Source organism: Shewanella sp. SM20 (assembly GCF_025654545.1).
Lineage (GTDB): Bacteria > Pseudomonadota > Gammaproteobacteria > Enterobacterales > Shewanellaceae > Shewanella > Shewanella oncorhynchi.
On record NZ_JAKKRK010000044.1, the window covers coordinates 20,316 to 47,003 of the forward strand.

Here is a 26,688-nt window from a genome sequence, read left to right on the forward strand (position 1 = left end):
GAATTTGTCGAGTTTAAATGATTTACAGGTGTTCCAAAGTTTTAATTTTTTATCTTGTTGTTTAATATTGGTATTTGTTGGGTTCTTAATTTAAATCTCACGACTGTCGTGAATGATTTTTGAGTGTTTAAAGGTGGTTTTTTGTTTTAATGGTGATGTATGTCACTAAATCTGTTTTAAAGACTCATTTTTTTAGAGTTTCTGTCTGTTTTATCTCCTTTGGTTGCAAACATCTTCTGCATAAGTAAACTGCTGCGCATTCAATATGGAGTGTTTGCTCTATTTTGCCTGAACGCCGCAGTACTCATCTAAGTAGTACAGATAACAATAATATGATTAGAGAATAACAATGCAAAAACGTCTTCTGACTTTGGCTGTCACTGCAGCCTTGTTAAGTTCAACGACTCAACTCCATGCCGCGGGTTTTCAACTTGCGGAATACTCTGCTACAGGTTTAGGTCGCGCCTTTGCGGGTGAAGCCGCTATGGCGGATAACGCTTCGGCTCAAGGTCGAAATCCTGCAATGCTGACTTATTTAGAAGGACGTCAGTTGTCCGCGGGTGGCATTTACGTTATGCCAAACGTCGATGTGACTGGTGATGTGAGCCTTAGCTCACCGTTAATTGGTCCTAATCCTGTTGTTATGAAAGGTGGCGATGCACTAGATGTAGCTGATGACGCACTTGTGCCAAATTTTTATTATTCAAATCAGCTAAATGATCAATGGACTTGGGGCCTAGCGGTAAACTCTAATTATGGTCTAGCCACTGAATTACCCGCGACCCACGCAGCGGCTATTTTTGGTAACAAGACTTCGGTTACGACCGTTGAATTTAATCCAAACATCGCTTATCGCATCAATGATGCTGTCAGCGTAGGTGCTGGTGTACGTATCGTTTATGGTGAAGGCGAAATTGGTGCCTCATTACCAGGTTGGGTTGATGGTATCAAACCTGCTCTGCCGGCTCCTGTGCAGGCAGTGTTACCTCCAGGTGGCACTGAGCTGAAAAGCATGAAGGGTGATGATGTGGGTTATGGCTGGCAGTTAGGTGCCAGTTGGCAGATTAATCCGGCTCACCGTTTGGGTTTTGCTTATCACAGCGGCGTGCAACTGGACTTAGATGGCCATGCGTCTGGTGTTCTGTACACTGGCGGCCAAGATGTGTCCATTGAAGGTTATTTACCGCTTGAATTGCCCGCTTTTGCAGAGATAGCTTCCCATCACCAATTGACCGATAACTGGGCCATGCATGCGAGTGTGAACTGGACAGATTGGAGCGTATTCGATCAACTAGTGGCTTATTTCCCTGGTGAAGTTAAACCTAAGGGCGGTTTAGAGTCTGATTTAGTTAAAGAAGAGCACTTCGAAGATAACTGGCGCTTCGCGCTAGGGACGACTTATCAAGTGAATAACGACTGGTTAGTGCGTGCCGGTGTTGCTTTAGATAAAACGGCGGCAAATGACGAGTGGCGCACAACCACAATTCCAGACTCTGACCGTCTGTGGTTCTCTGTCGGCGCAGGTTATCAGGCAACTAAGAACCTGAACGTTGATTTTGCTGTGACTTATATTAAAGCGACTGGCGATGCGCCAATCAACGAACAGCAAAACCTATTGAACCTAGCGACTGTTAACTTTAACGGCGAAGCAAGCGGCGATGTATGGCTTGCGGGTATCCAAATGAGCTACAAGATGTAAGTTCAGTATGTTAAAAAAAGCCCTGAATCTTCAGGGCTTTTTTATGGCTATAGCATGGTGGCGTTATCTTGTTTTACGGCTTACTTGCTGGTCACGGCGGTAAATTCCGAATATATTCACTGCATAAGTCGGTGGATCATGTTAATTCTCGCCAGCATAAAAAGGCGGCGGAGAGTTCAGATAGGATAGTAGCGTGCAGAAAAAATACGTGGTGGCCTTAGATCAAGGCACGACCAGCTCAAGGGCGATAGTGTTCGATCACGACGCAAACATTGTCAGCGTGTCCCAGCGGGAATTTACCCAGTTGTACCCTAATCCGGGTTGGGTCGAGCATGATCCCATGGAGATTTGGGCAAGCCAAAGTTCAGTGTTAATTGAAGTATTGGCGCGTGCGGGTATTCACAGCGATGAAGTGGCCGCCATTGGCATTACCAATCAGCGGGAAACCACTGTTATATGGGAGAAGGCCACAGGTAAACCTATTTATAACGCGATTGTGTGGCAGTGCCGTCGCAGCGCTGAGATTTGTGAGCAACTCAAAGCTCAAGGGTTAGAAGAATATGTGCGTGAGAATACCGGTTTATTACTCGACCCTTATTTTTCAGGCACTAAGATCAAATGGATTCTAGATCATGTGCCCAATGCCCGTGAGCAAGCCGAGCGTGGTGAGTTGTTGTTCGGCACTATCGATACTTGGCTCGTGTGGAAGTTAACCGAGGGCAAGGTGCATGTCACCGATCCCACCAATGCTGCCCGTACTTTGCTATTCAATATCCATAGCCTGACTTGGGATAATAAGTTACTCGAAGCCTTAGATATTCCCTTGTCTATGTTGCCTGACGTTAAACCTTCCTGCAGCGTGTATGGTACGACACGGATAGCGGGGGAAGGCAGTGAAATCCAAGTCGCAGGAATGGCGGGCGATCAACAGGCTGCGCTTTTTGGTCAGTTATGTGTCGAGCCCGGCATGGCGAAGAATACCTACGGCACTGGTTGTTTTTTGTTGATGAATACAGGGACCAAAGCGGTGCGCTCAAACCATGGCTTATTGACTACAGTTGCCGTGGGGCCTAAGGGTGAAGTGAACTATGCCCTCGAAGGTTCAGTCTTTATGGGCGGCGCGACCATTCAATGGCTGCGAGATGAACTGGGGCTTATTCGTGATGCCAGTGATACTGAGTACTTTGCCTCTAAGGTCGCCGATACTAATGGCGTGTATCTGGTGCCCGCTTTTGTGGGACTCGGTGCGCCCTATTGGGATCCCAATGCCCGTGGTGCGCTATTTGGTCTGACACGCGGGGCGAATCGTAATCATATTATTCGGGCGGCGTTAGAATCCATCGCTTACCAGAGTAAAGATTTACTCGATGCCATGATCAAAGACAGTGGCGTCAGCCTTAAGCGTTTAAAGGTGGATGGCGGCGCGGTCGCTAATGATTTTTTGATGCAATTTCAAGCCGACATTACCGATGTCGAAGTGTTAAGGCCAAGCGTTTGTGAGACAACCGCTTTGGGTGCGGCATTTTTAGCTGGGTTGGCAGTGGGCTTTTGGGAGAGTGTGATAGAGCTTGAGCACAAAGCCTGTATCGATAAGCATTTTATCCCTAATATCGATGCCCAGACTCGAGTACAGCTATACGCAGGTTGGCAGGACGCGGTGGCCAGAACTCGAACTTAAACAATACGCCTTGAGGCGGCATTGGTTTGAGATAAAACTTAATTTGAGGTATCGCATGATTCGAAATCTGGCCTGATTTCAGGCATGCTCGATAGTGCTGCTAAAAAGAGGCTAATAAAAAGGCGCTAATCCAATGGGATTGCGCCTTTTCCGTTTTATATCAGTACGGATTTATACTTCTACATCAATGATATGTTGGCTCGGTAGCTTCTTGATTTCTGCGGAATCATCGGTCACTTCAAGTACGACACCTTCTTTTAGTTTTAGCGTTTCGGTTTCATCCGATGCACGGCGTTTCTTATTTTTATTGTTATCTGATTCTTTGCGTCTTTCCCTGACTTTAGTATTGTGGCTTTCTAACGCTGGAGGTAACTGCGACTGCGGTGTTTCATGGCTATCGGGGGCATTTGCGCTTGCACTGCTGACTTGGTCAACAACCCGTTTAGGGTGAAACACGGCTTTTACTGGCTGTGCCAGCATGGCATAAATGCTATCCAATCCACTCATAACGCCTCCTTGTTATTACACCTCTTAATATGATATCGGCTGAAGTCGGTCAATATTTAGACTATACGCCGTTTAACTTGTTAAGGCGAATAGGGCGAGTCATTAGGTAGTTAGTGCGGGTATAAGGTGAATGTGTAGGGATAAAGTGGTTATTTTGGTGGATTTTACGTGGGATTTTTGATCTTTCTCGCAATCGCGACATTAATATTCAGCCATTAGTAAAAAGATGAACGTCTTTATTTGGAATAAAAATTTAGATTTTTATGCTGATTTCAACTCTTTTTTGACTGTCGAATAAGGATGGACGTAAGTTTGTTTTGTTGCGTTTTTGAGTTTGACGTTATTTCTCGACCCGTAAAATCCCACAAATACAGAAATAATTCCCCATTTTTTTCATCGCAAGCACCTGAAAGCAAAAGGTTGCTGAATATATCGGCGCTATTTATTCCTGTTGTTTCCTCTGTTTAGTCAATCTCTAATGGTTTTTCTTGTCAAAAGTTTGTCGCGAGGTTAAGTGCTCAACATGCGGCTAACCCGCTTGCCGACTGGATTTATAAAAGGATCCCATCCCTTGACAATGCTTGTCGACTGTCCCTAAACTTAGCAGTTGTGGGAAATAGTGGATATTTGTGGATCAAAAATCAAAGGATAGGATGAATTAGCGTGTTTCGTGGAGCCAGTGCTATCAACTTAGATACAAAGGGACGGATCGCTATTCCAGTGCGATACCGCGAACCTTTGCAGCTTGAGCACCAAGGCCGCATCGTGATTACCGTCGATATCCAATCCGCCTGTTTACTCTTGTATCCCATTCACGAATGGGAATTGATCGAAGCTAAGTTGTTGAAGCTTTCAGATACCGATAAAACCCAGAGATCCTTAAAACGCCTGTTACTCGGCTACGCCCACGAAGTGGAGCTCGACAGTAATGGGCGCATATTACTGCCGCCACCGTTAAGGCAATATGCCAATTTAGATAAGCGCATCATGCTGGTGGGGCAATTGAATAAATTTGAGCTGTGGGATGAGCAATCTTGGCTGCAGCAAATTGATGAATGTCAGGAAACGATTCGAAGTGAGGATCTCGTTAATAATGAGCGTCTCGCGGATTTTTCACTTTAACGAGTCGTGATAACTAAATAAGAAGAGAGTAATGAGTCAAGAATTTGCCCATTTATCCGTACTGCTAGCAGAAACGGTTGGCGGTTTAAACATCAAAGACGATGGCATCTATATCGATGGCACGTTCGGCCGCGGTGGTCATTCAAGACAAGTATTACTACAACTCGGTGAACATGGTCGATTGATCGCCATCGATCGTGATCCTCAAGCGATTGAAGCGGCCAAACAATTTGCTGACGATCCACGCTTTCAAATCGTGCATGGTGGCTTTGGTCAATTAGCCGATTATGTCGAAGAGCTTGGGCTTGTGGGCAAAATTGATGGCGTATTACTCGATTTAGGTGTGTCTTCACCCCAGCTCGACGATGCTGAGCGCGGTTTTAGTTTTTTGCGCGATGGTCCACTCGATATGCGTATGGATAACAGCCAAGGCCAAACGGCTGCGCAATGGTTGGCTCGTGCCGAAATTGAAGATATGGCTTGGGTATTTAAAACCTACGGTGAAGAGAAAAATGCTCGCCATATTGCCCGTTGTATTGCTGCCGATCGTGAGAAAACGCCGTTTTTACGTACCAAAGATTTAGCCGATTTAATTGCGCGTATCACTAAAAATAAAGAACGCAATAAGCACCCTGCGACTCGGGTGTTTCAAGCAATCCGCATTTATATCAATAGTGAATTAGATCAAATTGATCAGGCACTTGAAGGAGCCGTCAATGTGCTCGCACCCCAAGGACGCTTGTCGGTCATCAGTTTTCATTCTTTAGAAGATCGTATCGTGAAGCGTTTTATTCGTCGTCATAGCCAAGGCGAAAGTGTGCCGCACGGTTTTCCGGTTACTGAAGATCAAATTAACAAGTCGCGTAAGTTACGTGCCGTGGGCAAGGCGATTATGCCATCCGACGAAGAAATCGAACGCAATGCCAGAGCTCGCAGCTCAGTGTTACGCATTGCCGAGCGTTTAGATTACTAAGGGGCGCACTGTGAGTAAGCCCTCGATTAATCTGCCACGGATCGTTTTACATGATTTATGGCTGCACAAATGGATCTTGTTATTAGCCTTGCTTGTGCTGAGTAATGCGGTTGCCGTGGTTTATGGCAGCCATGTTAGCCGTCAACTGACAACCCAGTGGGACCAGTTACTGCAGGAGCGAGATAGATTAGATATTGAGTGGCGCAATTTATTATTAGAAGAGCAATCGCAGACTGAGCACAGTCGTATTACGCGTATTGCCTCTAAGGAACTCAACATGAGTCGTCCGTTACCCAGCGAAGAAGTTGTGGTAAAGGTGCCGTGAGTATAGGGAAGATATGACTAGGCAAGCGAAAATCAAACGGGTAAGCAAACCGCAAAAACCTCAATTGATCCACTGGCGTTTATACGTAGTGGTCGGGTTTGTGTGTGCGTTGTTTTGCAGCCTAGTGGGACGCGCAGCTTACATTCAAATTATCGAGCCCGACAAATTACGTCACGAAAGTGACATGCGAACATTGCGGACCACAAGTCGTGAAGTGCAGCGTGGCTTGATCACCGACCGTAATGGCGACATGCTGGCCGTGAGCGTACCTGTACGAGCCGTCTGGGCCGATCCAAAACAAGTCAATGATAGTAATGGTTTTGCCGATATGCGCCGCTGGCAAGCCTTAGCCGATGTGTTGCATGAGCCCCTCGAAGATTTGTTAGAGCGAGTGCGCAGTAACCCCACCAAACGCTTCACCTACTTGAAACGCCAAATTACCCCTGCGGTTGCGGACTATATTACTCAGCTTAAATTACCCGGTGTATTTCTAAAGTCTGAATCACGCCGTTATTATCCCGGCGGTGAAATCACAGCTCAGTTAATCGGCATCACTAATATAGATGATGTTGGGATTGAAGGTGTTGAAAATGCTTATAATAGTTGGTTAACAGGTACGCCTTCCAAACAAAAAGTGCGTAAGTCACGCGATGGTCATGTCGTCGAGCGTCTCGATATAGTGCAGGAAGGTGAGAGCCCTAACGATCTCGTGCTGAGTATCGATCATAGGATCCAACAATTAGCCTATCGCGAACTAAAACGCACCACTGAGATGAACCAAGCGACTTCGGGTTCGATTGTCGTCCTCGACATTCACACGGGTGAAGTCTTGGCTATGGTGAATACGCCTTCGTATAACCCCAATGCGCGCGACAATCTGCAAACCTTCAGAATGCGTAACCGTGCTATGACAGATACCTTTGAGCCGGGTTCGACCATTAAGCCATTTGTGGTAGCCGCAGCGCTTGAAGCTGGCACAGTTAAATCGACCGATATTATTGCCACTTCACCGGGTTGGATGCGTTTAGGTGGTCGCCAAGTACGTGACCCCGCGAACTACGGCGATATGAGTTTGGCGCGTATTTTGGCTAAATCCAGTAACGTCGGCATCAGTAAATTGGCTTTGTCTATTCCGGTGCAGCAACTGCTCGGCACTTATCAATCCATGGGACTTGGTAGTTTTTCGGGAATTAATCTCACGGGTGAAAGCGCTGGCTTGATTCAAGATCGCCACCGTTGGTCAGACTTTGAACGTGCCACCTTGTCGTTTGGTTACGGCTTAACGGCAACAACACTTCAACTTGCGCGCATGTACGCCACCTTAGGCAATGGCGGTACTTTGTTCCCAGTCTCGATAATGAAACTGAAAAAGCCACCTGTCGGTGAGCGAGTCATTTCTGAAAATGTGGCCCACGATGTGATGCAAATGCTGGTCGGTGTAACGGAAAAAGGCGGCACTGGCACCTTAGCGCACATCGACGGTTATCCAGTTGCAGGTAAGTCTGGCACAAGTCGTAAGGCAGTTGCTGGTGGTTATGGTGATGATTATGTTGCTTTATTTGCGGGTGTTGCTCCTGCGAATAATCCTAGATTAGCGATAGTGGTGGTAGTGAATGAGCCTAAGGGCGATCTCTATTATGGTGGTTCAGTGGCGGGGCCTGCATTTGCCAAAGTTATGTCTGGCGCACTGCAAATGTTAAACGTTGAACCCATTACCGACAAAGAACAAGTGCAATTGGCGGGAATCGCCGCTGGGAGAGCAGAATGATGTTATTACGGGATTTGCTAGCGCCTTGGCTACATTATGCTGGCGCGCAGTCCTTCAATGATCTGACCTTAGATAGCCGCGCAATACGTCGCGGCGATGTGTTTTTGGCGCTGCCAGGACATAAGGTCGATGGCAGACAGTTTATTGAAAAAGCCTTAGATTTAGGTGCTGCAGGCGTATTAGTTCACACGGATGATGCTGACCAACATGGCAAAGTGTTGCTGGGCGATAATGCCGAGTACGGTGTGCAGATTTATTTCTTTCAGTTAAGTCGTCAGGTATCGGCAATTGCCGCCCAGCGTTATCCCTTAGCGCACAAGTCTGCCGTTATGCCATCCCTTGGGGTTATCGGTATTACTGGAACTAACGGTAAAACCTCTACGAGTCAACTCATTGCACAACTGGTAACTTCATTGGGGCGCAAAGCCGCCGTCATGGGCACCCTTGGCAATGGTCTCTGGGGCGAGCTTGTTGATAGTGGTAACACTACAGCCGATGCGATTACCTTAATGCGTCAGTTGCATGAGTTTGAAGCCCAAGGCGCGAACGTCTGCGCCATGGAAGTGTCGAGTCACGGCTTAGTGCAAGGCCGCGTCGATGCGGTGCCCTTCGATGTGGCTGTATTCACTAATCTGACGCGCGATCACCTCGATTACCACGGCGATATGGAAAGCTATGCCGCCGCTAAACAAAGCCTATTTCGTTTCAGCACTTTAGGTCACGGTTTATTGAATCTCGACGATGCAGTTGGCGCCTCTTGGTTGACTGAGCTTAAGCCTGCGCCTGCGCAGATTTGGGGTTTTAGCATTGAAGGTCATCAAGGTGCGGCTTTTTATACTAAAAATGCCAAGTTTGACGATCAAGGTGTCAGTGCAACCTTAGTGTGGCCCGAGGGCGAGACTCAAATCCACTCGCCACTTCTTGGTGCCTTTAATCTCTCTAATTTACTCGCGACGTTATCGGCCTTGTATCTGCAAGGTTTTGATATGAAAGCGTTAGCGGAGCAAGTGCAATATTTAACGCCCGTTGCAGGTCGTATGGAGCGTTTCACTACTGCGGATAACATCACCTTAGTGGTCGATTATGCCCATACACCCGATGCGATCGAACAAGCGTTAAACGCGCTACGTCGCCATTGTGCCGGTGATTTATGGTGCGTGTTTGGTTGTGGCGGCGACCGTGATAAGGGCAAGCGTCCTTTGATGGGTCAAGCTGCAGAACAGTATGCCGACCGTATTATGGTGACCAGCGACAATGCGCGCAGTGAAGACCCTGCGCAAATTATTACCGATATTATCCAAGGGCTTGCAACACCTGAACAGGCATTGACTGAGGTTGACCGTATCGCAGCGATTAAAGAGGTTGTGGCATTGGCTAAACCTGGCGATGTGATCTTGCTTGCGGGCAAAGGCCACGAAACTTACCAAGAGGCGGCAGGTGTGCGTCATGATTATAATGAACGCGCCCTGGCACGCCAGTTATCGGAGCAATCAAGATGATCCCTCTTTCTCTCGAGACTCTAAGTCAACACTTAGGCGTGCATCGAGTCGGTGACGACGTCACCATCCAAGATTTAAGCAGTGATAGCCGTAAAATCGGCGCTGCAACCCTGTTTGTTGCCTTAAAGGGTGAGCGCTTTGACGGCCATGATTTTGCAGCTACAGCTATTGCGAACGGCGCAGCGGCGTTAATGGTTGAGCGTGAGTTAGCTTTTGATATTCCGCAGCTCATAGTGGCTGATTGTCAAAAAGCCATGGGGGCGATTGGTGCTTATGTTCGTGACCAGATCAATCCGATTTGTGTTGCTTTGACTGGCTCAAACGGCAAAACCAGCGTGAAGGAAATGATCGCGACCATTCTGTCGGCAAAGCATCAAATCCTCTATACCGCTGGCAATTTTAATAATGAGATTGGTGTGCCGCTCACTTTGCTGCGTTTAACGCCAGCGGATGAGTTTGGGATATTCGAGCTCGGCGCTAACCATAAAGGTGAAATCGATTACACCTCGGGACTTGTGCGTCCAAACGTCGCGCTGGTGAATAACGTCGGCAGCGCCCATTTAGAAGGATTTGGATCACAAGCAGGTGTTGCACAGGCGAAGTCAGAGATTTTTAATCATCTGCAGGCCGATGGCACTGCCATCATTAACGCCGATGATGCCTTCGCTGATTTTATGAGCGTTAAGGCAAGACCTTATAAGCAACTGAGCTTCTCCCAGCAAGATGGCGCCGCTAAACGTCATATCGACGTGATAGCGACAGGTCATAAGACTAATGCGGATGGTTGCTATCGTTTTATGCTCAATTATTTAGGTGAATCTTGCCAAGTGGTATTGCCGTTGGCGGGTCGTCATCAGGTGAGTAATGCTCTCGCCGCTGCAAGTGTTTGTATTGCTTTGGGATTGAGTTTGACTGAAATATCTGAAGGCTTGAGCCAATTAACGCCAGTGAAAGGACGTATGCAGCCGAGTCAATTGGGACGCGTGCGTCTAATCGACGATAGCTATAACGCAAATCCTGTCTCCGTTGGCGCGGCGATCGCTTGGTTAAAGGAAATTTCTGAAAATCGCTGTCTGGTACTGGGAGATTTAGGAGAATTAGGCGACAATGCGCCCCTTTTACACGCTGAACTAGGGCAACTGGCCAAGCAACAGGGGATTGATGCCTTGTTTTGTACCGGAACTTTAAGTCAGCACACGAGCCAAGCTTTCGGTGCGGAGCACTATGACAGTGTGGCGACGTTAGTAGAAAAACTTATAAAGCATATAAACCAGTTGCCGGGACAGGTAACGGTTCTCGTTAAAGGTTCACGTAGCGCCGCCATGGAGCGGGTCGTGGATGGCCTAACAGTAGCCTTCGGGCGTGGGGAGTTAGTGTAAATGCTGGTATATCTGGCCGAGTATTTAACCCGTTTTCATACCGGGTTTAACGTGTTTTCCTATGTGACATTTCGAGCCATTTTAGGCTTATTGACTGCATTGGTTTTTAGCTTATGGTTTGGCCCTAAACTGATTGAACGTTTGCAATTACTGCAAATTGGTCAGGTTGTGCGTAACGATGGTCCAGAATCACATTTTAGTAAGCGTGGCACGCCGACTATGGGGGGCTTGCTGATATTGGCTGCTATTTTCATCAGCGTATTGTTGTGGGGTGATCTGGGTAGCCGCTATGTGTGGGTCATGCTGTTTGTGCTCGGCAGTTTCGGTTTGATCGGCTTTATCGACGATTACCGCAAAGTGGTGCGTAAAGACACTAAAGGCTTGATCGCGCGCTGGAAGTACATTCTGCAATCTTTGGCTGCGCTGCTTATTGCTTTTTTCCTGTATGCCACGGCGGCCAATCCAGGTGAAACCCAGTTAGTGGTGCCTTTCTTTAAAGACGTGATGCCGCAACTCGGCGCCGTATTTATCGTATTGGCGTACTTCACTATTGTGGGTTCGAGCAATGCGGTGAACTTAACCGACGGCCTCGATGGTTTGGCGATTATGCCGACGGTAATGGTTGCGGCGGCGTTTGCCTTGATTGCTTATTTATCGGGTCACGCGCAGTTTGCGAACTACTTACATATTCCGCATTTACCTGGCTCGGGTGAGCTTGTGATTGTCTGTACCGCCATTGTCGGTGCGGGTCTAGGCTTTTTATGGTTCAACACTTACCCCGCGCAAGTCTTCATGGGCGATGTGGGTTCACTGTCATTAGGTGCTGCACTGGGCACGATCGCAGTGCTTGTTCGCCAAGAAATTTTGTTAGTGATTATGGGCGGCGTGTTCGTGATGGAAACCCTGTCAGTCATTCTGCAGGTGGGTTCGTACAAGTTACGCGGCCAGCGTATTTTCCGCATGGCGCCGATCCACCATCACTATGAGTTAAAAGGTTGGCCTGAACCTCGAGTGATAGTGCGTTTTTGGATTATCTCGATATTCCTCGTCTTACTTGGCTTAGCCACGTTGAAGTTAAGGTAATTGGTTATGCAAAATCAGTATTCACACATAGTGTTAGGTTTGGGGGCCACGGGCTTGTCCGTGGTGCGCTATTTGTGTGGAAAGGGCATTACGCCATTGGTGATGGACAGTCGTCGGCAGCCTCCGGGCGCCGAAACGTTAGCGACGTCTTTTCCTGATGTGAAGCTGATTTCTGGCGGGTTCGATTGCCGTTATCTTGTGCAAGCGACGCAGATCATTATCAGTCCCGGCATTGCTACTTATACCCCAGAGGTGCGTGCCGCTGTGGATATGGGTATCGAAGTGATTGGTGATGTTGAGCTATTTGCCCGTGAGATTGCTGACCGTAAACCTTGTGTGATTGGCATTACTGGCTCTAACGGTAAATCGACAGTCACTACGCTGGTGGGCGAGATGGCAAGGGAAGCGGGTATTGCCGTTGCCGTCGGAGGTAATATCGGTGTACCTGCGCTGGATTTGCTGCATGAAAATGCGGACTTATTTGTGCTTGAGTTGTCGAGCTTTCAATTGGAAACCACCCACAGCCTTAAGTGTGTAGTGGCGACCTGTTTGAATATCAGCGAAGACCATATGGACAGATACAGTGACATCGATGCCTACCGCGAGGCTAAATTACGTTTATACAAACAAACCCGTGCCGTACTCTTTAATCGTGACGATAAACTGACCGTACCGCCAGAACCAATGAACCAAAATAGTTTTGGTTTAGCTGCGCCAGAAGCGGACGAATGGGGCATCAGCGACAGCAAGATTTATCACGGCAGCAGCGAAATAATGCCGATCACTGAAGTCTCGCTGATTGGCAGTCATAACCATGCCAACCTACTTGCGGCGATGGCGCTTGTGGATGTCGTCGGTGTCGATAAGCACGTTATGGCAAAAGTGGCGCGTACTTTTACTGGCTTATCCCATCGCTGTGAAGTGGTTGGTGTTAAGAATGGCGTGACCTATGTCAATGACTCTAAAGCGACAAATGTCGGTGCCACAGTCGCCGCGCTCGATGGCTTGAGTGACCACTTAGGCGATATTATTTTGATTGCTGGCGGTGACGGTAAAGGGGCTGATTTTAAGCCTTTAGCTGTGGCTTTAGCTAAAGTTACACACCTCATCACCTTAGGCCGCGATGGTAAAAAGATTGCTGCATTGAAAGACGGCTCGATAAGAGTCGACACTATGGCTGCTGCGGTAGCGAAAGCCGCTGAATTGGCAACCTCTGGTGATATCGTTTTATTATCGCCAGCCTGCGCCAGTTTAGATATGTACAGTAACTTCATGGCTCGAGGTGATGATTTTAGAAACCTCGTGGGACAACTTAATGGCGAGTGATGCAAGACAACTTAGCCTATTTGGGCGTTTGCGTTTAGCAATACCCAATTGGCAACGTGATACCGAAGTCCCGGGCGTGCAATTGTACGACCGTGCTTTGCTCGCGGCTGTGTTGTCTTTGATTAGCTTCGGCTTTGTAATGGTGATGTCAGCCTCTATGCCTGAAGCGCAAACGCTCACGGGAAACCCATTTTATTTTATGACTCGCCATGTGGGTTATTTAGTGGGTTGCTTATTCATTGCGGCATTTGTGCTAAGAGTAGATATGCAGACTTGGCAGCGCTGGAGCCCCATGTTGTTGTTGATTGTGGGTTTGATGTTGTTAGCTGTATTGGTAGTTGGTACTACGGTAAACGGTGCGACGCGTTGGTTATCCATAGGCCCTATTCGCATCCAGGTGGCGGAAGTCGCTAAATTTGCCTTCGCCATCTATATGGCGGGTTACTTAGTGAGGCGTCATCAGGAAGTGCGCGAGAATGCTAAAGGCTTCTATAAGCCGATTGCAGTATTTGCGATTTATGCTGTGCTGATTTTGATGCAGCCCGACTTAGGTACTGTGGTGGTGCTATTTGTTGGAACGGTTGGTTTATTGTTTTTAGCCGGTGCGCGTTTACTCGATTTCTTTGCCTTGATTTTTGCGGGCGTATTGGCGTTTGTGGCCCTAGTGCTATTGGAACCGTATCGTATCCGCCGAGTGACCTCCTTTATGGATCCTTGGCAAGATCCCTTCGGTAGCGGTTACCAGTTGACTCAATCTTTGATGGCCTATGGTCGCGGCGATTGGTTTGGCCAAGGGCTAGGTAATAGTATTCAAAAATTAGAATATTTACCCGAAGCGCACACAGACTTTATCTTTGCCGTGATCGGGGAAGAATTGGGCTTTATCGGCATTATTGCCGTGTTATCTGTACTGCTATTTGTGGCGCTGAGATCGATTCGTTTAGGTAATTTGTGTTTAGCCATGGATAAGCCATTTGAAGGTTATTTAGGTTATGCCATCGGTATTTGGATTTGTTTCCAGACTGTGGTGAATGTCGGCGCGAGTATCGGCATGTTGCCAACCAAAGGGCTGACATTACCTTTTATCAGTTACGGTGGTAGTAGTTTATGGGTCATGACTGCGGCAGCGATGATGTTGCTGCGCATTGATTACGAGCGGCGCATGACATTAGTTCAGGCCGTGCAAGGGAGATTGAAGTGATGACTCCAACAGGAAAACGTATTTTAGTCATGGCGGGTGGTACGGGAGGACATGTGTTCCCGGCACTGGCGGTGGCTAAGTATTTAGCTCAACAGGGTTGGCAAGTGCGTTGGTTAGGCACGGCCGATCGTATGGAGGCGCGTTTAGTGCCCCAGTATGGATTTGATATTGATTTCATTGATATCAAAGGTGTGCGCGGTAATGGTTTGATCCGAAAACTCGCGGCGCCCTTTAAAGTGGTGCGCTCAATATTGCAGGCTAAGGCCGTGATTGCTGAGTTTAAACCCGATGTGGTCCTTGGCATGGGCGGATTCGCTAGTGGCCCAGGTGGTGTGGCGGCAAGATTAGCCGGTATTCCATTGGTACTACATGAGCAAAATGCCATCCCAGGGATGACGAACAAGTTGTTGTCGCGGATTGCGACGCAAGTGTTATGTGCCTTTAAAAATACCTTTACCACAGTGAAGGCCAAGGTTGTTGGTAATCCGATTCGCCAAGAACTGATTGCCTTAGGCGCAGAACCTAAGCATGAGGCTGATGAAGCTTTAAAAGTGCTCGTGGTCGGTGGCAGCCTTGGCGCCAAAGTATTTAACGATCTTATGCCAGAAGCGGTTGCGATACTGAGTCAGCAGCAGTCTGTGACGGTTTGGCATCAAGTGGGTAAAGATAATCTTACGGGCGTGAAGGCGGCATATCAGCAACAAGGACAAGATGGTGGCGTGAATATCGCTGAGTTTATCGACGATATGGAAGCCGCCTATCGCTGGGCTGATGTGGTATTGTGCCGAGCTGGCGCCTTGACTGTGTCTGAGTTAGCGGCGGTGGGGCTACCGAGTATTCTGGTACCTTATCCCCATGCAGTGGATGATCATCAAACCCGTAACGCTCAAGTATTGGTTGAGGCTGGCGCAGCTTTCCTATTGCCACAGGCCATCTTGGATGTGAATAAACTGGCGAACAAATTACAGTTGCTCGCCAATGACAGAACAGAATTAGCCCGTATGGGCCAAAGAGCGAGAGACGTTGCGGTACTGGATGCGACTGAACAAGTTGCCGCAGTGTGCATCAGCCTTGCTGAGAAAGGATAAGCATGACTAAGACAGAAAGATACGCACAACTGAGAAGCATGATCCCAGAAATGCGCCGTATTAAGCGTATTCACTTCGTCGGCATTGGCGGCGCGGGCATGGGTGGGATCGCCGAAGTGTTAGTGAACGAAGGCTATCAGGTGAGTGGTTCGGATATTGCGCAAAATGCCGTGACCGACAGATTGTGTTTACTCGGAGCCAAGATCCAAATTGGTCATGCCGCGGAAAACGTGCAGCAAGTGGATGTGGTCGTCATATCAACCGCGATTAATCTGGAAAATCCAGAAATCCTTGCCGCTAAAGAATTACGTATTCCTATTGTACGTCGTGCTGAGATGTTAGCCGAGTTGATGCGTTATCGACATGGTGTGGCGATTGCGGGCACGCATGGTAAAACCACGACAACGAGTCTTATCGCCAGCGTTTATGGTCAAGCTGGGCGGGACCCAACCTTTGTGATTGGTGGTTTGCTCAACAGTGCCGGTACCAATGCCAGATTAGGCACCAGCCGTTATTTGATTGCCGAAGCCGATGAGAGTGATGCGAGCTTCTTGCATTTGCAGCCTATGGTCAGTGTGGTGACCAACATCGAAGCTGATCATATGGATACTTATGGCGGTGATTTTGAAAAACTGAAATCGACTTTTGTGGATTTTCTGCACAACTTGCCGTTCTACGGTGTTGCTGTGGTGTGTATCGATGATGCCGTCGTGCGTGAGATTCTGCCGCGTATTGGCCGTAAACACGTGACCTATGGTTTCAGTGACGATGCGGACGTGCAAGCACTTAATTTTAGTCAGCAAGGTCATCAGTGCCGTTTTACTGTCAGACGTAAAGCTAAAGAAGATCTCGATCTGGTGTTGAATTTACCGGGCCAACATAATGTGCTCAATGCGTTAGCGGCCATTGCGGTGGCGACTGAAGATGAAATCGACGATAACGCTATTACTCAGGCTCTAGTGGAGTTCCAAGGTATAGGGCGTCGTTTCCAGCATTTAGGCAAATTCGCCACGCCGAAGGGCGAAGTCATGTTAGTGGATGATTATGGTCATCATCCCAGCGAAGTTGCGGCGACCATTAAAGCTGCGCGTGCAGGATGGCCTGATAGACGTTTGGTCATGGCGTATCAGCCGCACAGATACACTCGTACCCGTGATTTGTATGAGGATTTTGTGGAAGTATTATCGCAAGTGGATTGCTTATTGTTACTCGATATTTACAGTGCGGGGGAAGCGCCGATCACAGGTGCGGATGGTCGCGCATTATGTCGTTCAATTCGCTTGCGTGGTCAGCTAGATCCGATCTTTATCGCAAGCCCAGATCTGCTTGCAGAAGTGTTGCCCGATGTATTGCAGGACGGGGATTTATTACTCACCCAAGGTGCGGGTAATATTGGCGCCCTGTCGCGACAGTTAGCGTCGTCTGGATTAGGGTTTGCTGTGGTGGAGTTACCTGCGCAAGCAAGCTGATCTTTAGCGCTTGATCTGCGAGAAAAAGGAAATTTTGACCAAAGGATTTTGGTCTATATAATGGCCGGTTTTCTGTGGTTTTTAATGGGTGTCGTTAAAGGTGGGATGAAGCGTGTCTTGGAGTGATAAGAGGCGGCACTGGCGGGCAAGAATGTCACGGTTTAATTGGTATCAATGGAGCGGGGCTGGCTTTTTATTCTTCATCGTAGCCAGTTTTGTATTTGGTGGCTATCAGTTACATAAATTTTTGAATGATGCCAGCAACTTGCCGATTGAGGCCGTTGCCATCAAAGGTGAGCGGGTTTACACCACAGATAAAGATATACAAGTAGCACTACAGCATTTAATGCAGCGCAGTTTTTTTAGTGCTGACATTACCTTAGTGCAGCAGGCACTAGAAGCCTTACCTTGGGTATATCGCGCATCGGTAAGGCGTGAGTGGCCAGCGAAACTCAGGGTGTATTTGCAAGAGCAACAACCCGCAGCCCATTGGAATGGTGACTTGTGGTTGAACGTGCATGGAGAAGTATTCGAAGCGCCATCGCACCCAGAGCTTGAGCATTTACCGCAGTTATCTGGACCAAATGATATGGGCCTTGAGGTGTTGACTGTCTATGCACAGATCAACTCCCTACTAAAGATTAATGGCTTTACCTTAGCCAGTTTGAATTTAACGCCACGACATGCGTGGCACGCGACCCTTGGAAACGGTATCGTTTTAGATTTGGGTCGAGAAGATAAAATTGCACGGATACAGCGATTTATTACTGTTTATCCGGTTTTGGCGAAACAAGAGAAATCCGTTGCCAGAGTAGATTTGCGCTACGACACAGGGTTGGCCGTAGGCTGGGGCGATGCACAAACAAGAGAGCCGATAATTAATGATCAAAAACCAAGATAGAAACCTTATCGTCGGATTGGACATAGGAACCTCTAAGGTCGCAGTGATCATAGGCGAAGTTCTGCCCGATGGCGAAATTAGCATAGTCGGCCTTGGTAACCATCCCTCAAGGGGCATGGATAAAGGTGGCGTGAACGATTTAGATTCAATAGTTCGTAGTGTGCAACGCGCGCTCGATCAAGCGGAATTAATGGCGGATTGCCAAGTGTCATCGGTTTACTTGAGTATTTCGGGTAAACACATCGCCTGCCAAAATGAAAACGGCATGGTATCGATCAATGATGAAGAAGTGACACAGGAAGATGTTGATAACGTGATCCATACGGCTCGCTCGGTGAAGATCCCGACCGAACGTCGCATTTTACACGTGCTGCCGCAGGAATATGCAATCGACGTTCAAGACGGTATTCGCAGCCCAATCGGTATGTCCGGTATGCGTATGGAGGCCAAGGTACACATAGTGACCTGCGCCAATGATATGGCGAAGAATATTACTAAGAGCGTTGAGCGTTGTGGCCTTAAGGTCGACGACTTAGTGTTCTCTGGGATTGCTTCAGCCGATGCTGTGTTGACCTTCGATGAGAAAGATTTAGGTGTGTGTATCGTCGATATCGGCGGTGGCACTACGGATATCGCGGTATATACCAATGGCGCCTTGCGTCATTGTGCGGTTGTACCGGTTGCTGGTAACCAAGTGACGAACGACATTGCGAAGATTTTCCGCACGCCATCGTCACATGCTGAACAAATTAAAGTGCAGTTCGCCTGTGCTCGCAGTTCTATGGTGAGCCGCGAAGACAGTATTGAAGTGCCATCGGTAGGTGGTCGTCCATCGCGGAGCATGTCACGTCACACGCTCGCCGAAGTGGTAGAACCAAGATACCAAGAGCTGTTTGAGCTTGTGCTTAAAGAGTTGAAAGACAGTGGGTTAGAAGATCAAATCGCCGCAGGTATTGTGCTCACAGGTGGCACAGCGTCGATTCAAGGTGTGGTCGATATTGCGGAAGCGACTTTTGGCATGCCAGTTCGCGTAGCGTCACCGCTACCGATCAAAGGTTTATATGAATACGTGGACCAGTCTATTTACTCCACTGGAGTCGGACTGCTTCATTACGGCGCACGACGGGTAATCGAACGTCAGTTCGAACGTCCTGAGCGCCAAGGGGTAACTAGCGCTTGGAATCGGGTCCAAAGCTGGTTTAAGGGCGAATTTTAATTTTCATAACGCAGGCAACACGGAGATCAGACAATGTTTGAGATCATGGATACTCACTCAGACGACGCGGTGATTAAAGTCATCGGCGTTGGCGGCGGCGGCGGTAACGCTGTCGAACATATGGTCAAACACAACATTGAAGGTGTTGAGTTTATCGTTACCAATACAGACGCTCAGGCCCTGAGAAAATCAGGCGCTGGCTCAACAATTCAATTAGGACGCGATGTCACTAAAGGTCTTGGAGCAGGGGCAAACCCAGATGTGGGTCGTGCTGCAGCTGAAGAAGACCGCGAAAACATTCGCGCGGCAATCAAAGGTTCTGACATGATCTTTATCGCTGCCGGTATGGGCGGTGGTACAGGTACAGGTGCTGCACCTGTTGTGGCTCAAATCGCACGTGAAGAAGGCATTCTGACCGTTGCGGTTGTGACTAAGCCTTTCCCATTCGAAGGGAAAAAACGTATGGCTTACGCTGAGCAAGGTATTGCTGAGCTGGCTAAGCACGTGGATTCGTTAATCACGATCCCGAACGAAAAATTATTAAAAGTATTGGGCCGTGGTACTTCTTTACTCGATGCGTTCGCCGCAGCGAATAACGTGTTACTTGGTGCGGTACAAGGTATTGCCGAGCTTATCACTCGTCCTGGTCTGATTAACGTCGACTTCGCCGACGTGAAGACTGTGATGTCTGAAATGGGTAATGCCATGATGGGTACAGGCGTCGCTCGCGGTGAAGACCGTGCAGAAGAAGCGGCCGAAGCTGCTGTTGCCAGCCCATTATTAGAAGACATCGACTTAGCCGGTGCGCGTGGTGTGTTAGTTAACATTACTGCGGGTATGGATATGAGTATCGAAGAATTCGAAACTGTCGGTAATCATGTTAAGGCTTATGCCTCTGACAACGCGACTGTTGTTGTTGGTGCTGTCATCGACCCTGAAATGAGTGATGAGTTGCGTGTAACGGTTGTTGCGACTGGTATTGGTGCTGAAAAGCGTCCAGATATCCAATTGGTTTCTAAACCTGCACCTCGTCCAGAGCCTGTAGTTGTTGAACCAAAAGTCGAAGCCTATGTCGAAGAAGCTGCACATGTGAACTATGCAGCGCCAAAAGGCAACGTGTTGCCAGCGGCTCCGCAGCCAGCTCCTACGCCTGCACCATCGACAAAGCATGAATTGGATTATCTTGATATTCCAGCATTTTTGCGTAAGCAAGCCGACTAGCGAGAGCGTTTGAGTCCAGCGTAATATGTGAGGTGTTGTTCGTTTTGGGCAATACCACAACATAGCTGCATTTGTGTGACATAATAAAGTTATGTTATTATGTTGAACCAGTGCGGCTCGATTTGCCGACGCTGAGTGTACAAATATTAGGCTTTATAATTGGCATATAAACGGGTAACTGAATGATATTTCAACGAACTGTTCAGAAAATGGTGAAAACAACTGGTGTCGGATTGCATTCTGGCAACAAGGTCACTTTGAGCATTATGCCCGCGCCCGTTAATTCAGGGATCGTACTCGTGCGCACCGATTTGAGTCCTGCCGTCGCCATTCCTGCGAAGGCGGAGCAAGTTCGTGAAACCACTATGTGTACGGCACTTGTCAATGACGAAGGTATTCGTATCTCGACCATTGAGCATTTATTTGCAGCTCTTGCGGGTTTAGGCATAGATAACGCTGTAATCGAAGTGGACGCGCCTGAAATTCCTATTATGGATGGCAGTGCAAGCCCATTCGTCTTCTTGTTGCAGTCTGCGGGGATTAAAGAGCAGGCCGCGCCTAAGAAGTACTTAAAGATTAAGCGCCCTGTGCGCGTTGAAGATGGCGATAAATGGGCCGAGTTAAAACCGTTTAAAGGTTTTAGAGTCAATTTTAAAATTGATTTTGCGCATCCAGAAATCGCTCGTAGCCAACAGCATGTGGTGATGGACTTTTCAACTTCTGCTTTCGTGAAAGATATCAGCCGTGCCCGTACTTTTGGGTTTATGCGTGATATCGAATATTTGCGAGCCAACAACCTAGCGTTGGGCGGCAGCATGGAAAACGCTGTTGTACTTGATGAATATCGCGTCCTTAATCCCGACGGCCTGCGTTATGAGGACGAATTTGTTAAGCACAAAATTCTAGATGCGTTTGGTGATTTATATGTGGCTGGGCACGCTATTTTAGGTGAGTTCACTGCGTATAAAACCGGTCATGCGTTGAACAACCAATTGGTGCGTGCTTTACTCGCGCAACAAGATGCGTGGGAGTTGGTCAGCTTCGAAAAAGAAGCCGATGTTCCCGTCAGCTTTACTGTACCAGGTGGCGCTGTACTTGCTTAAAAAGCGGTAAGATTATTTATTACGGCTGGCCAATGAGGCCAGCCGTTTTAGTTTTTCACCCAGTGAACCGCCAATATTTTCCGCTAATGCTGCAATGTGCTCCGCTGCTGCTGGGCTTAATTCTTTATGTCCCTGTTTAGGCTTTGCGTCATACATTGCTAATCTCGGGTTGACTTTAACTTCAATTGCGGTAAGGATTGGGAGCGTTTCTGCTTGAAGCTGGATTAATAGCTTCGGCTTTTGGAAATTAATTCGCGCAGCCCAGGCTGCCGAAGTGGTTTCAACCACAAGAACACCCTGGCGGAAATTAGCGACTTTTAGTTGCTCCGCAACAGGACCTGCAATAATCTGCTTCACATGCTGATCCAGATACATAAGTAGTTCCGCTTTCTCAGCAAGGTCGGGTAATTTTCCCGATTGATGCAGTAATTGGCTGAGATCTTGAGGGGGCTTTTTCATATGATAATAAGATGGCTGAATTAGGCTATGAGTGTAACAGTATTTATTCAAGGTCGGAATGGCGTCACACGCTGGCAGCCCAGTAAACGCTGGTTGCTACTTCCAATACTATTGTTGGCCACTGGGTCCGGTATTTATCAACACAACTCCGCTCGATTTCAAGATCAGCAAGCCAGTGTCGATAACGATCGTCTCGTGCGCGAACAACAAAAGAAACAAGTCTTAGAGCTTAAAAGTGCTACTGAGTCTCAACTGGCTATGCTTGTGACTCATGTTGCACGTATGCAAGCCAAGATCACCCGTCTCGAAGCTTTAGGTCAACAGGTCGCCCAGCAGAATAAGTTGGATGAAGATTTTGATTTTTCATCCGAGGTTGGTGTGGGTGGTTTGAGCGAACTAGGCACTAACATCGAGCTCGGACAGCTTATCGACGATATGGATAAGTTGGCATCTCGAATTGACAATAATAATGTTCAGCTTTCACTACTTGAAACAGTGTCATCTAACCACCATATAGATGATGAACGTTATATATCAGGTATCCCGCTCGATAAAGGTTGGTTGTCGTCGCCCTACGGATTACGTAATGACCCTTTCAACGGTCGCAGGTCTGTGCATAAGGGGATTGATTTTACCGGTCGAGAAGGAGCTAAAGTTGTTGCGACTGCTGCAGGCGTGGTGACTTTTGCTGGAAATATGTTCGGTTATGGCGAATTGGTTGAAATCGACCATGGTAACGGTTTGCATACGCGTTATGGCCATAATAAAGCTTTGTCAGTGACTGTAGGTGATGTGGTCGCAAAAGGCGATGCTATCGCCAGTATGGGAAGCACTGGGCGCTCAACTGGGGCTCATGTGCATTATGAAGTGTTGCGCGGCGGACAGCAGATAGATCCACAAAAGTTTGTCTACCGCAAAGCAAGTTAATTGAAACATTGGCTTCTAGTTTCCATCATGGACTTGGCCTACAGAGAATAAGTGATTCAGATGTTTGGTAAATTACTGACAAAAGTATTTGGTAGTCGCAACGACCGCACCCTTAAAGGGCTTCAAAAGATCGTTATTAGCATTAACGCATTAGAAGCTGATTATGAAAAATTAACCGATGAAGCATTAAAGGCGAAAACCGCAGAGTTCCGTGAGCGTTTAGCTGCTGGCGCTTCATTAGATAGCATCATGGCTGAAGCCTTTGCGACAGTGCGCGAAGCGTCTAAGCGTGTATTTGATATGCGTCATTTCGACGTGCAGTTACTCGGCGGTATGGTACTCGACAGCAACCGTATTGCTGAAATGCGTACGGGTGAAGGTAAAACCTTAACGGCAACCTTACCCGCCTACTTAAACGCATTGACAGGCAAAGGCGTCCACGTGATTACAGTGAACGATTACTTGGCACGTCGTGATGCCGAGAATAACCGCCCACTGTTTGAGTTCCTTGGTTTAACCGTAGGAATCAACGTCGCAGGTATTGGCCAACATGAGAAGAAATCTGCCTATAACGCCGATATCACTTACGGGACCAACAATGAGTTTGGTTTCGATTATCTGCGCGATAACATGGCGTTTTCACCGCAAGAACGGGTTCAACGTCCGTTGCACTACGCCCTAATCGATGAAGTGGATTCAATCTTAATCGACGAAGCGCGTACGCCGCTGATCATTTCTGGCGCTGCTGAAGATAGCTCTGAGCTATACATCAAGATCAACACCCTGATCCCTAATCTTATCCGTCAAGATAAAGAAGATACGGAAGAGTTTGTGGGTGAGGGCGACTACAGCATCGATGAAAAAGCCAAACAAGTGCATTTCACCGAGCGTGGTCAAGAAAAAGTAGAAAACCTGCTGATCGAGCGCGGCATGTTAGCCGAAGGCGACTCACTCTATTCTGCTGCAAATATTTCCCTATTACACCACGTCAACGCGGCGCTTCGTGCGCACACGCTGTTTGAACGTGATGTGGATTACATAGTACAAGACAACGAAGTCATCATAGTCGATGAACACACGGGTCGTACTATGCCAGGTCGTCGTTGGTCAGAAGGCTTACATCAAGCCGTCGAAGCCAAAGAAGGCGTGCATATTCAAAACGAAAACCAAACATTGGCTTCAATTACCTTCCAGAACTACTTCCGTCAATACGAGAAGCTGGCAGGTATGACAGGTACAGCCGACACTGAAGCGTTTGAATTCCAACACATCTATGGATTAGACACAGTCGTTGTGCCGACTAACCGTCCAATGGTGCGTAAGGATATGGCGGATTTGGTTTATCAATCGAACAGTCTGAATTGCTAGCGCGCTTAATGGTGCAGGAAAAGATCCCGCACGAAGTTTTAAATGCTAAATTCCACGAACGAGAAGCTGAAATCGTCGCGCAAGCTGGCCGTACTGGCTCTGTGACTATTGCGACGAACATGGCAGGTCGTGGTACCGATATCGTGCTTGGCGGCAACTGGAACATGGAAATCGATGAACTCGATAATCCAACATCAGAGCAAAAAGCTAAGATCAAAGCCGATTGGCAAATTCGTCATGATGAAGTTGTTGCTGCGGGTGGTTTACATATCCTAGGCACTGAACGTCACGAATCACGCCGTATCGATAACCAGTTACGTGGTCGTGCGGGTCGTCAAGGTGACGCCGGTTCATCACGCTTCTATCTATCGATGGAAGATAGCTTAATGCGTATCTTTGCCTCGGATCGTGTCTCTGGCATGATGAAAAAGCTGGGTATGGAAGAAGGCGAAGCGATCGAGCATCCATGGGTGTCTCGCGCAATCGAAAACGCTCAACGTAAAGTTGAAGCGCGTAACTTCGATATTCGTAAGCAATTACTCGAATTTGATGACGTCGCTAACGATCAACGCCAAGTGGTTTACGCCCAGCGCAACGAGTTGATGGATGCGGAAAGTATTGAAGATACTATCCAAAACATCCAAGACGATGTAATTGGCGCGGTAATCGATCAGTATATTCCACCGCAATCAGTAGAAGAGCTGTGGGATATCCCAGGTTTAGAGCAACGTCTACACCAAGAATTTATGCTCAAATTACCTATCCAAGAATGGTTAGATAAAGAAGACGATCTGCATGAAGAGAGTCTACGTGAGCGTATTATCACTGCTTGGGGCGATGCGTATAAGGCAAAAGAAGAAATGGTTGGCGCACAAGTGCTACGCCAGTTCGAGAAAGCCGTTATGCTGCAAACGCTCGATGGCCTGTGGAAAGAACATTTAGCGGCGATGGACCATCTGCGTCAAGGTATCCACTTACGTGGTTACGCACAGAAGAATCCAAAGCAAGAATATAAGCGTGAGTCGTTTGAGTTATTCCAACAACTGCTTAACACCTTGAAACACGACGTCATCAGTGTACTGTCGAAAGTACAAGTGCAAGCTCAGTCAGATGTGGAAGAAATGGAAGCGCGTCGTCGTGAAGAAGATGCCAAGATCCAGCGCGACTATCAACACGCAGCGGCAGAGTCGCTTGTTGGCGGTGGTGATGAGCATGAAGCTGTTACTGCGCAAGCACCAATGATCCGTGATGGTGACAAAGTGGGTCGCAACGATCCTTGTCCTTGTGGCTCTGGTCGTAAGTACAAACAATGCCACGGCAAGTTAAGTTAATCTGCTGACAGATTAGCCTACTGCCTACTGAATAAGTAGAATAGAACGCACACTAAAGGCAACTTATCTAAGTTGCCTTTTTATTTCCTCTTTAATAAGCCTAGCGCTTACTCTCGTGCCATCCGGATTACATTCTTACTCTTCTTTATATAGCTAATCGTCGTTATTCCCCATTGAATATCATTTCATTCTTATCGATAGCCATTAAAGCAAAGCCATCGCTGTAGCAAATTTAACCGTTAAAACCCATTTTGTGGATAAGTCTGAGGATAAAGTGGGGGTATTGTGTGACTAACTGAAAGTATTAAAAAAAGATCCATTTTTCTCAAAAAAGCCCTTGCGGACTTTCTCAATCTCCCTATAATGCGCATCCACTGACACGGCAGACAGCGTAACGCAAGTTAAGCAAAGAAAGCCAAGCAGTTCATCGGTTAGCGAGCTAAACGATAAGTGTTGAGAAAGTTGAAAAAACTACTTGACGCACTAACGGGAATGCGTAAAATACGCAGCCCTGACCCGCTGAAAACTCAGTGTGTGGTCAACGCTCTTTAACAATTTATCAAGCAAATCTGTGTGAACACTCACAGGTGTTGAGTTAATCGAAACTGCTTAGCCTTCGGGTTGGCAGTCAAAAATTTAAATCAATGTTTTCAAGTCATTCTCCTTATGGGAAGGGTGATTGAGTGTTCATAGTAATATGTACATACAGTAATGTATGAATTGAAACGCAATGCTTATTAGTGAGCAAAGCGAATCAAAACAGTAGAATTCATTGAGCCGTTTGACGAAAGTCAAACAACAAAACTTTAATTGAAGAGTTTGATCATGGCTCAGATTGAACGCTGGCGGCAGGCCTAACACATGCAAGTCGAGCGGCAGCGCAAGGGAGTTTACTCCTGAGGCGGCGAGCGGCGGACGGGTGAGTAATGCCTAGGGATCTGCCCAGTCGAGGGGGATAACAGTTGGAAACGACTGCTAATACCGCATACGCCCTACGGGGGAAAGGAGGGGACCTTCGGGCCTTCCGCGATTGGATGAACCTAGG

General features: G+C 47.7%; 20 protein-coding genes, 1 rRNA gene and 1 pseudogene. 20 read left to right on the forward strand and 2 right to left on the reverse strand.

Annotated features, from left to right (window positions below; translation table 11 throughout):
• Window positions 1-349 precede the first annotated feature (349 nt).
• Entirely contained in the window at window positions 350-1,699 is a 1,350-nt protein-coding gene (locus L5M18_RS16960) for an outer membrane protein transport protein (protein WP_219234674.1), read from the forward strand.
• 193 nt (window positions 1,700-1,892) lie between these two features.
• Complete coding sequence (gene glpK, locus L5M18_RS16965; protein WP_263197885.1) at window positions 1,893-3,377, forward strand: glycerol kinase GlpK; 1,485 nt, start codon at window positions 1,893-1,895, stop codon at window positions 3,375-3,377.
• 171 nt (window positions 3,378-3,548) lie between these two features.
• On the opposite strand, the gene L5M18_RS16970 is transcribed toward glpK, so the two are convergent.
• Window positions 3,549-3,884: a hypothetical protein gene (locus tag L5M18_RS16970; protein ID WP_263197888.1), complete on the reverse strand. Its 336-nt coding sequence runs from the start codon at window positions 3,882-3,884 to the stop codon at window positions 3,549-3,551.
• A gap of 663 nt (window positions 3,885-4,547) precedes the next feature.
• On the opposite strand from L5M18_RS16970, the gene mraZ reads away from it, so the two are divergent.
• The 15 genes from mraZ (at window position 4,548) to lpxC (ending at window position 21,558) form a co-directional block, all read left to right on the forward strand.
• On the forward strand, window positions 4,548-5,006 hold the full coding sequence (mraZ, locus tag L5M18_RS16975) for a division/cell wall cluster transcriptional repressor MraZ (protein ID WP_105251188.1): 459 nt from the start codon (window positions 4,548-4,550) through the stop codon (window positions 5,004-5,006).
• Between the two features lie 31 nt (window positions 5,007-5,037).
• Window positions 5,038-5,979, forward strand: a complete 942-nt coding sequence (gene rsmH, locus L5M18_RS16980; RefSeq protein WP_263197890.1) for a 16S rRNA (cytosine(1402)-N(4))-methyltransferase RsmH — start codon at window positions 5,038-5,040, stop codon at window positions 5,977-5,979.
• A gap of 10 nt (window positions 5,980-5,989) precedes the next feature.
• Window positions 5,990-6,304: a cell division protein FtsL gene (ftsL, locus tag L5M18_RS16985; protein ID WP_105251190.1), complete on the forward strand. Its 315-nt coding sequence runs from the start codon at window positions 5,990-5,992 to the stop codon at window positions 6,302-6,304.
• Between the two features lie 13 nt (window positions 6,305-6,317).
• Window positions 6,318-8,072 (forward strand): penicillin-binding transpeptidase domain-containing protein, encoded by a 1,755-nt coding sequence (locus L5M18_RS16990; RefSeq protein ID WP_105251191.1) that lies wholly within the window; start codon window positions 6,318-6,320, stop codon window positions 8,070-8,072.
• A complete protein-coding gene (gene murE, locus L5M18_RS16995; RefSeq protein ID WP_263197893.1) occupies window positions 8,069-9,571 on the forward strand; it encodes a UDP-N-acetylmuramoyl-L-alanyl-D-glutamate--2,6-diaminopimelate ligase in 1,503 nt (500 codons plus the stop codon). Before L5M18_RS16990 ends, murE begins: the two co-directional genes overlap by 4 nt.
• Complete coding sequence (locus tag L5M18_RS17000; protein WP_263197896.1) at window positions 9,568-10,950, forward strand: UDP-N-acetylmuramoyl-tripeptide--D-alanyl-D-alanine ligase; 1,383 nt, start codon at window positions 9,568-9,570, stop codon at window positions 10,948-10,950. Before murE ends, L5M18_RS17000 begins: the two co-directional genes overlap by 4 nt.
• Window positions 10,951-12,033, forward strand: coding sequence for a phospho-N-acetylmuramoyl-pentapeptide-transferase (gene mraY, locus L5M18_RS17005; protein WP_006079891.1), 1,083 nt, complete (start codon window positions 10,951-10,953; stop codon window positions 12,031-12,033).
• A 6-nt stretch (window positions 12,034-12,039) separates the two neighbouring features.
• Entirely contained in the window at window positions 12,040-13,359 is a 1,320-nt protein-coding gene (gene murD, locus L5M18_RS17010) for a UDP-N-acetylmuramoyl-L-alanine--D-glutamate ligase (RefSeq protein WP_131525724.1), read from the forward strand.
• Complete coding sequence (gene ftsW / locus L5M18_RS17015) at window positions 13,349-14,560, forward strand: cell division protein FtsW (protein WP_263197903.1); 1,212 nt, start codon at window positions 13,349-13,351, stop codon at window positions 14,558-14,560. Before murD ends, ftsW begins: the two co-directional genes overlap by 11 nt.
• A complete protein-coding gene (murG, locus tag L5M18_RS17020) occupies window positions 14,560-15,648 on the forward strand; it encodes an undecaprenyldiphospho-muramoylpentapeptide beta-N-acetylglucosaminyltransferase (protein WP_168826594.1) in 1,089 nt (362 codons plus the stop codon). The genes ftsW and murG overlap by 1 nt, the downstream gene beginning before the upstream one ends.
• Window positions 15,649-15,650: 2 nt before the next feature.
• Window positions 15,651-17,117, forward strand: coding sequence for a UDP-N-acetylmuramate--L-alanine ligase (gene murC, locus L5M18_RS17025; RefSeq protein WP_105251197.1), 1,467 nt, complete (start codon window positions 15,651-15,653; stop codon window positions 17,115-17,117).
• 151 nt (window positions 17,118-17,268) lie between these two features.
• A complete protein-coding gene (locus L5M18_RS17030) occupies window positions 17,269-18,018 on the forward strand; it encodes a cell division protein FtsQ/DivIB (protein ID WP_168826587.1) in 750 nt (249 codons plus the stop codon).
• Window positions 17,999-19,234 (forward strand): cell division protein FtsA, encoded by a 1,236-nt coding sequence (gene ftsA / locus L5M18_RS17035; RefSeq protein ID WP_006079897.1) that lies wholly within the window; start codon window positions 17,999-18,001, stop codon window positions 19,232-19,234. Before L5M18_RS17030 ends, ftsA begins: the two co-directional genes overlap by 20 nt.
• Before the next feature lie 33 nt (window positions 19,235-19,267).
• Complete coding sequence (gene ftsZ, locus L5M18_RS17040; RefSeq protein WP_106648312.1) at window positions 19,268-20,455, forward strand: cell division protein FtsZ; 1,188 nt, start codon at window positions 19,268-19,270, stop codon at window positions 20,453-20,455.
• Window positions 20,456-20,637: 182 nt separating this feature from the next.
• A complete protein-coding gene (lpxC, locus tag L5M18_RS17045; protein WP_263197898.1) occupies window positions 20,638-21,558 on the forward strand; it encodes a UDP-3-O-acyl-N-acetylglucosamine deacetylase in 921 nt (306 codons plus the stop codon).
• A 12-nt stretch (window positions 21,559-21,570) separates the two neighbouring features.
• Here the strand turns inward: lpxC and L5M18_RS17050 are convergent, their stop codons facing one another.
• On the reverse strand, window positions 21,571-22,017 hold the full coding sequence (locus tag L5M18_RS17050; protein WP_105251200.1) for a DUF721 domain-containing protein: 447 nt from the start codon (window positions 22,015-22,017) through the stop codon (window positions 21,571-21,573).
• Between the two features lie 27 nt (window positions 22,018-22,044).
• Between L5M18_RS17050 and L5M18_RS17055 the strand changes: the two genes are divergently transcribed.
• From L5M18_RS17055 to L5M18_RS17065, 3 genes and pseudogenes are all read left to right on the forward strand, one after another.
• Entirely contained in the window at window positions 22,045-22,944 is a 900-nt protein-coding gene (locus L5M18_RS17055; protein ID WP_105251201.1) for a M23 family metallopeptidase, read from the forward strand.
• Window positions 22,945-23,004: 60 nt separating this feature from the next.
• Window positions 23,005-25,643, forward strand: a pseudogene (gene secA / locus L5M18_RS17060) (preprotein translocase subunit SecA).
• 807 nt (window positions 25,644-26,450) lie between these two features.
• Window positions 26,451-26,688, forward strand: a 16S ribosomal RNA gene (locus tag L5M18_RS17065); the annotation flags it as partial.

Coding starts and splice junctions, on each gene's coding strand:
- L5M18_RS16990 (WP_105251191.1), top strand. CDS start 6,318: ATGACTAGGCAAGCGAAAATCAAACGGGTAAGCAAACCGCAAAAACCT.
- ftsW (WP_263197903.1), top strand. CDS start 13,349: ATGGCGAGTGATGCAAGACAACTTAGCCTATTTGGGCGTTTGCGTTTA.
- rsmH (WP_263197890.1), top strand. CDS start 5,038: ATGAGTCAAGAATTTGCCCATTTATCCGTACTGCTAGCAGAAACGGTT.
- L5M18_RS17030 (WP_168826587.1), top strand. CDS start 17,269: ATGTCACGGTTTAATTGGTATCAATGGAGCGGGGCTGGCTTTTTATTC.
- murD (WP_131525724.1), top strand. CDS start 12,040: ATGCAAAATCAGTATTCACACATAGTGTTAGGTTTGGGGGCCACGGGC.
- L5M18_RS17050 (WP_105251200.1), bottom strand. CDS start 22,017: ATGAAAAAGCCCCCTCAAGATCTCAGCCAATTACTGCATCAATCGGGA.
- ftsZ (WP_106648312.1), top strand. CDS start 19,268: ATGTTTGAGATCATGGATACTCACTCAGACGACGCGGTGATTAAAGTC.
- murG (WP_168826594.1), top strand. CDS start 14,560: ATGACTCCAACAGGAAAACGTATTTTAGTCATGGCGGGTGGTACGGGA.
- L5M18_RS16960 (WP_219234674.1), top strand. CDS start 350: ATGCAAAAACGTCTTCTGACTTTGGCTGTCACTGCAGCCTTGTTAAGT.
- ftsA (WP_006079897.1), top strand. CDS start 17,999: ATGATCAAAAACCAAGATAGAAACCTTATCGTCGGATTGGACATAGGA.
- lpxC (WP_263197898.1), top strand. CDS start 20,638: ATGATATTTCAACGAACTGTTCAGAAAATGGTGAAAACAACTGGTGTC.
- murC (WP_105251197.1), top strand. CDS start 15,651: ATGACTAAGACAGAAAGATACGCACAACTGAGAAGCATGATCCCAGAA.
- L5M18_RS16970 (WP_263197888.1), bottom strand. CDS start 3,884: ATGAGTGGATTGGATAGCATTTATGCCATGCTGGCACAGCCAGTAAAA.
- mraY (WP_006079891.1), top strand. CDS start 10,951: ATGCTGGTATATCTGGCCGAGTATTTAACCCGTTTTCATACCGGGTTT.
- L5M18_RS17000 (WP_263197896.1), top strand. CDS start 9,568: ATGATCCCTCTTTCTCTCGAGACTCTAAGTCAACACTTAGGCGTGCAT.
- murE (WP_263197893.1), top strand. CDS start 8,069: ATGATGTTATTACGGGATTTGCTAGCGCCTTGGCTACATTATGCTGGC.
- L5M18_RS17055 (WP_105251201.1), top strand. CDS start 22,045: ATGAGTGTAACAGTATTTATTCAAGGTCGGAATGGCGTCACACGCTGG.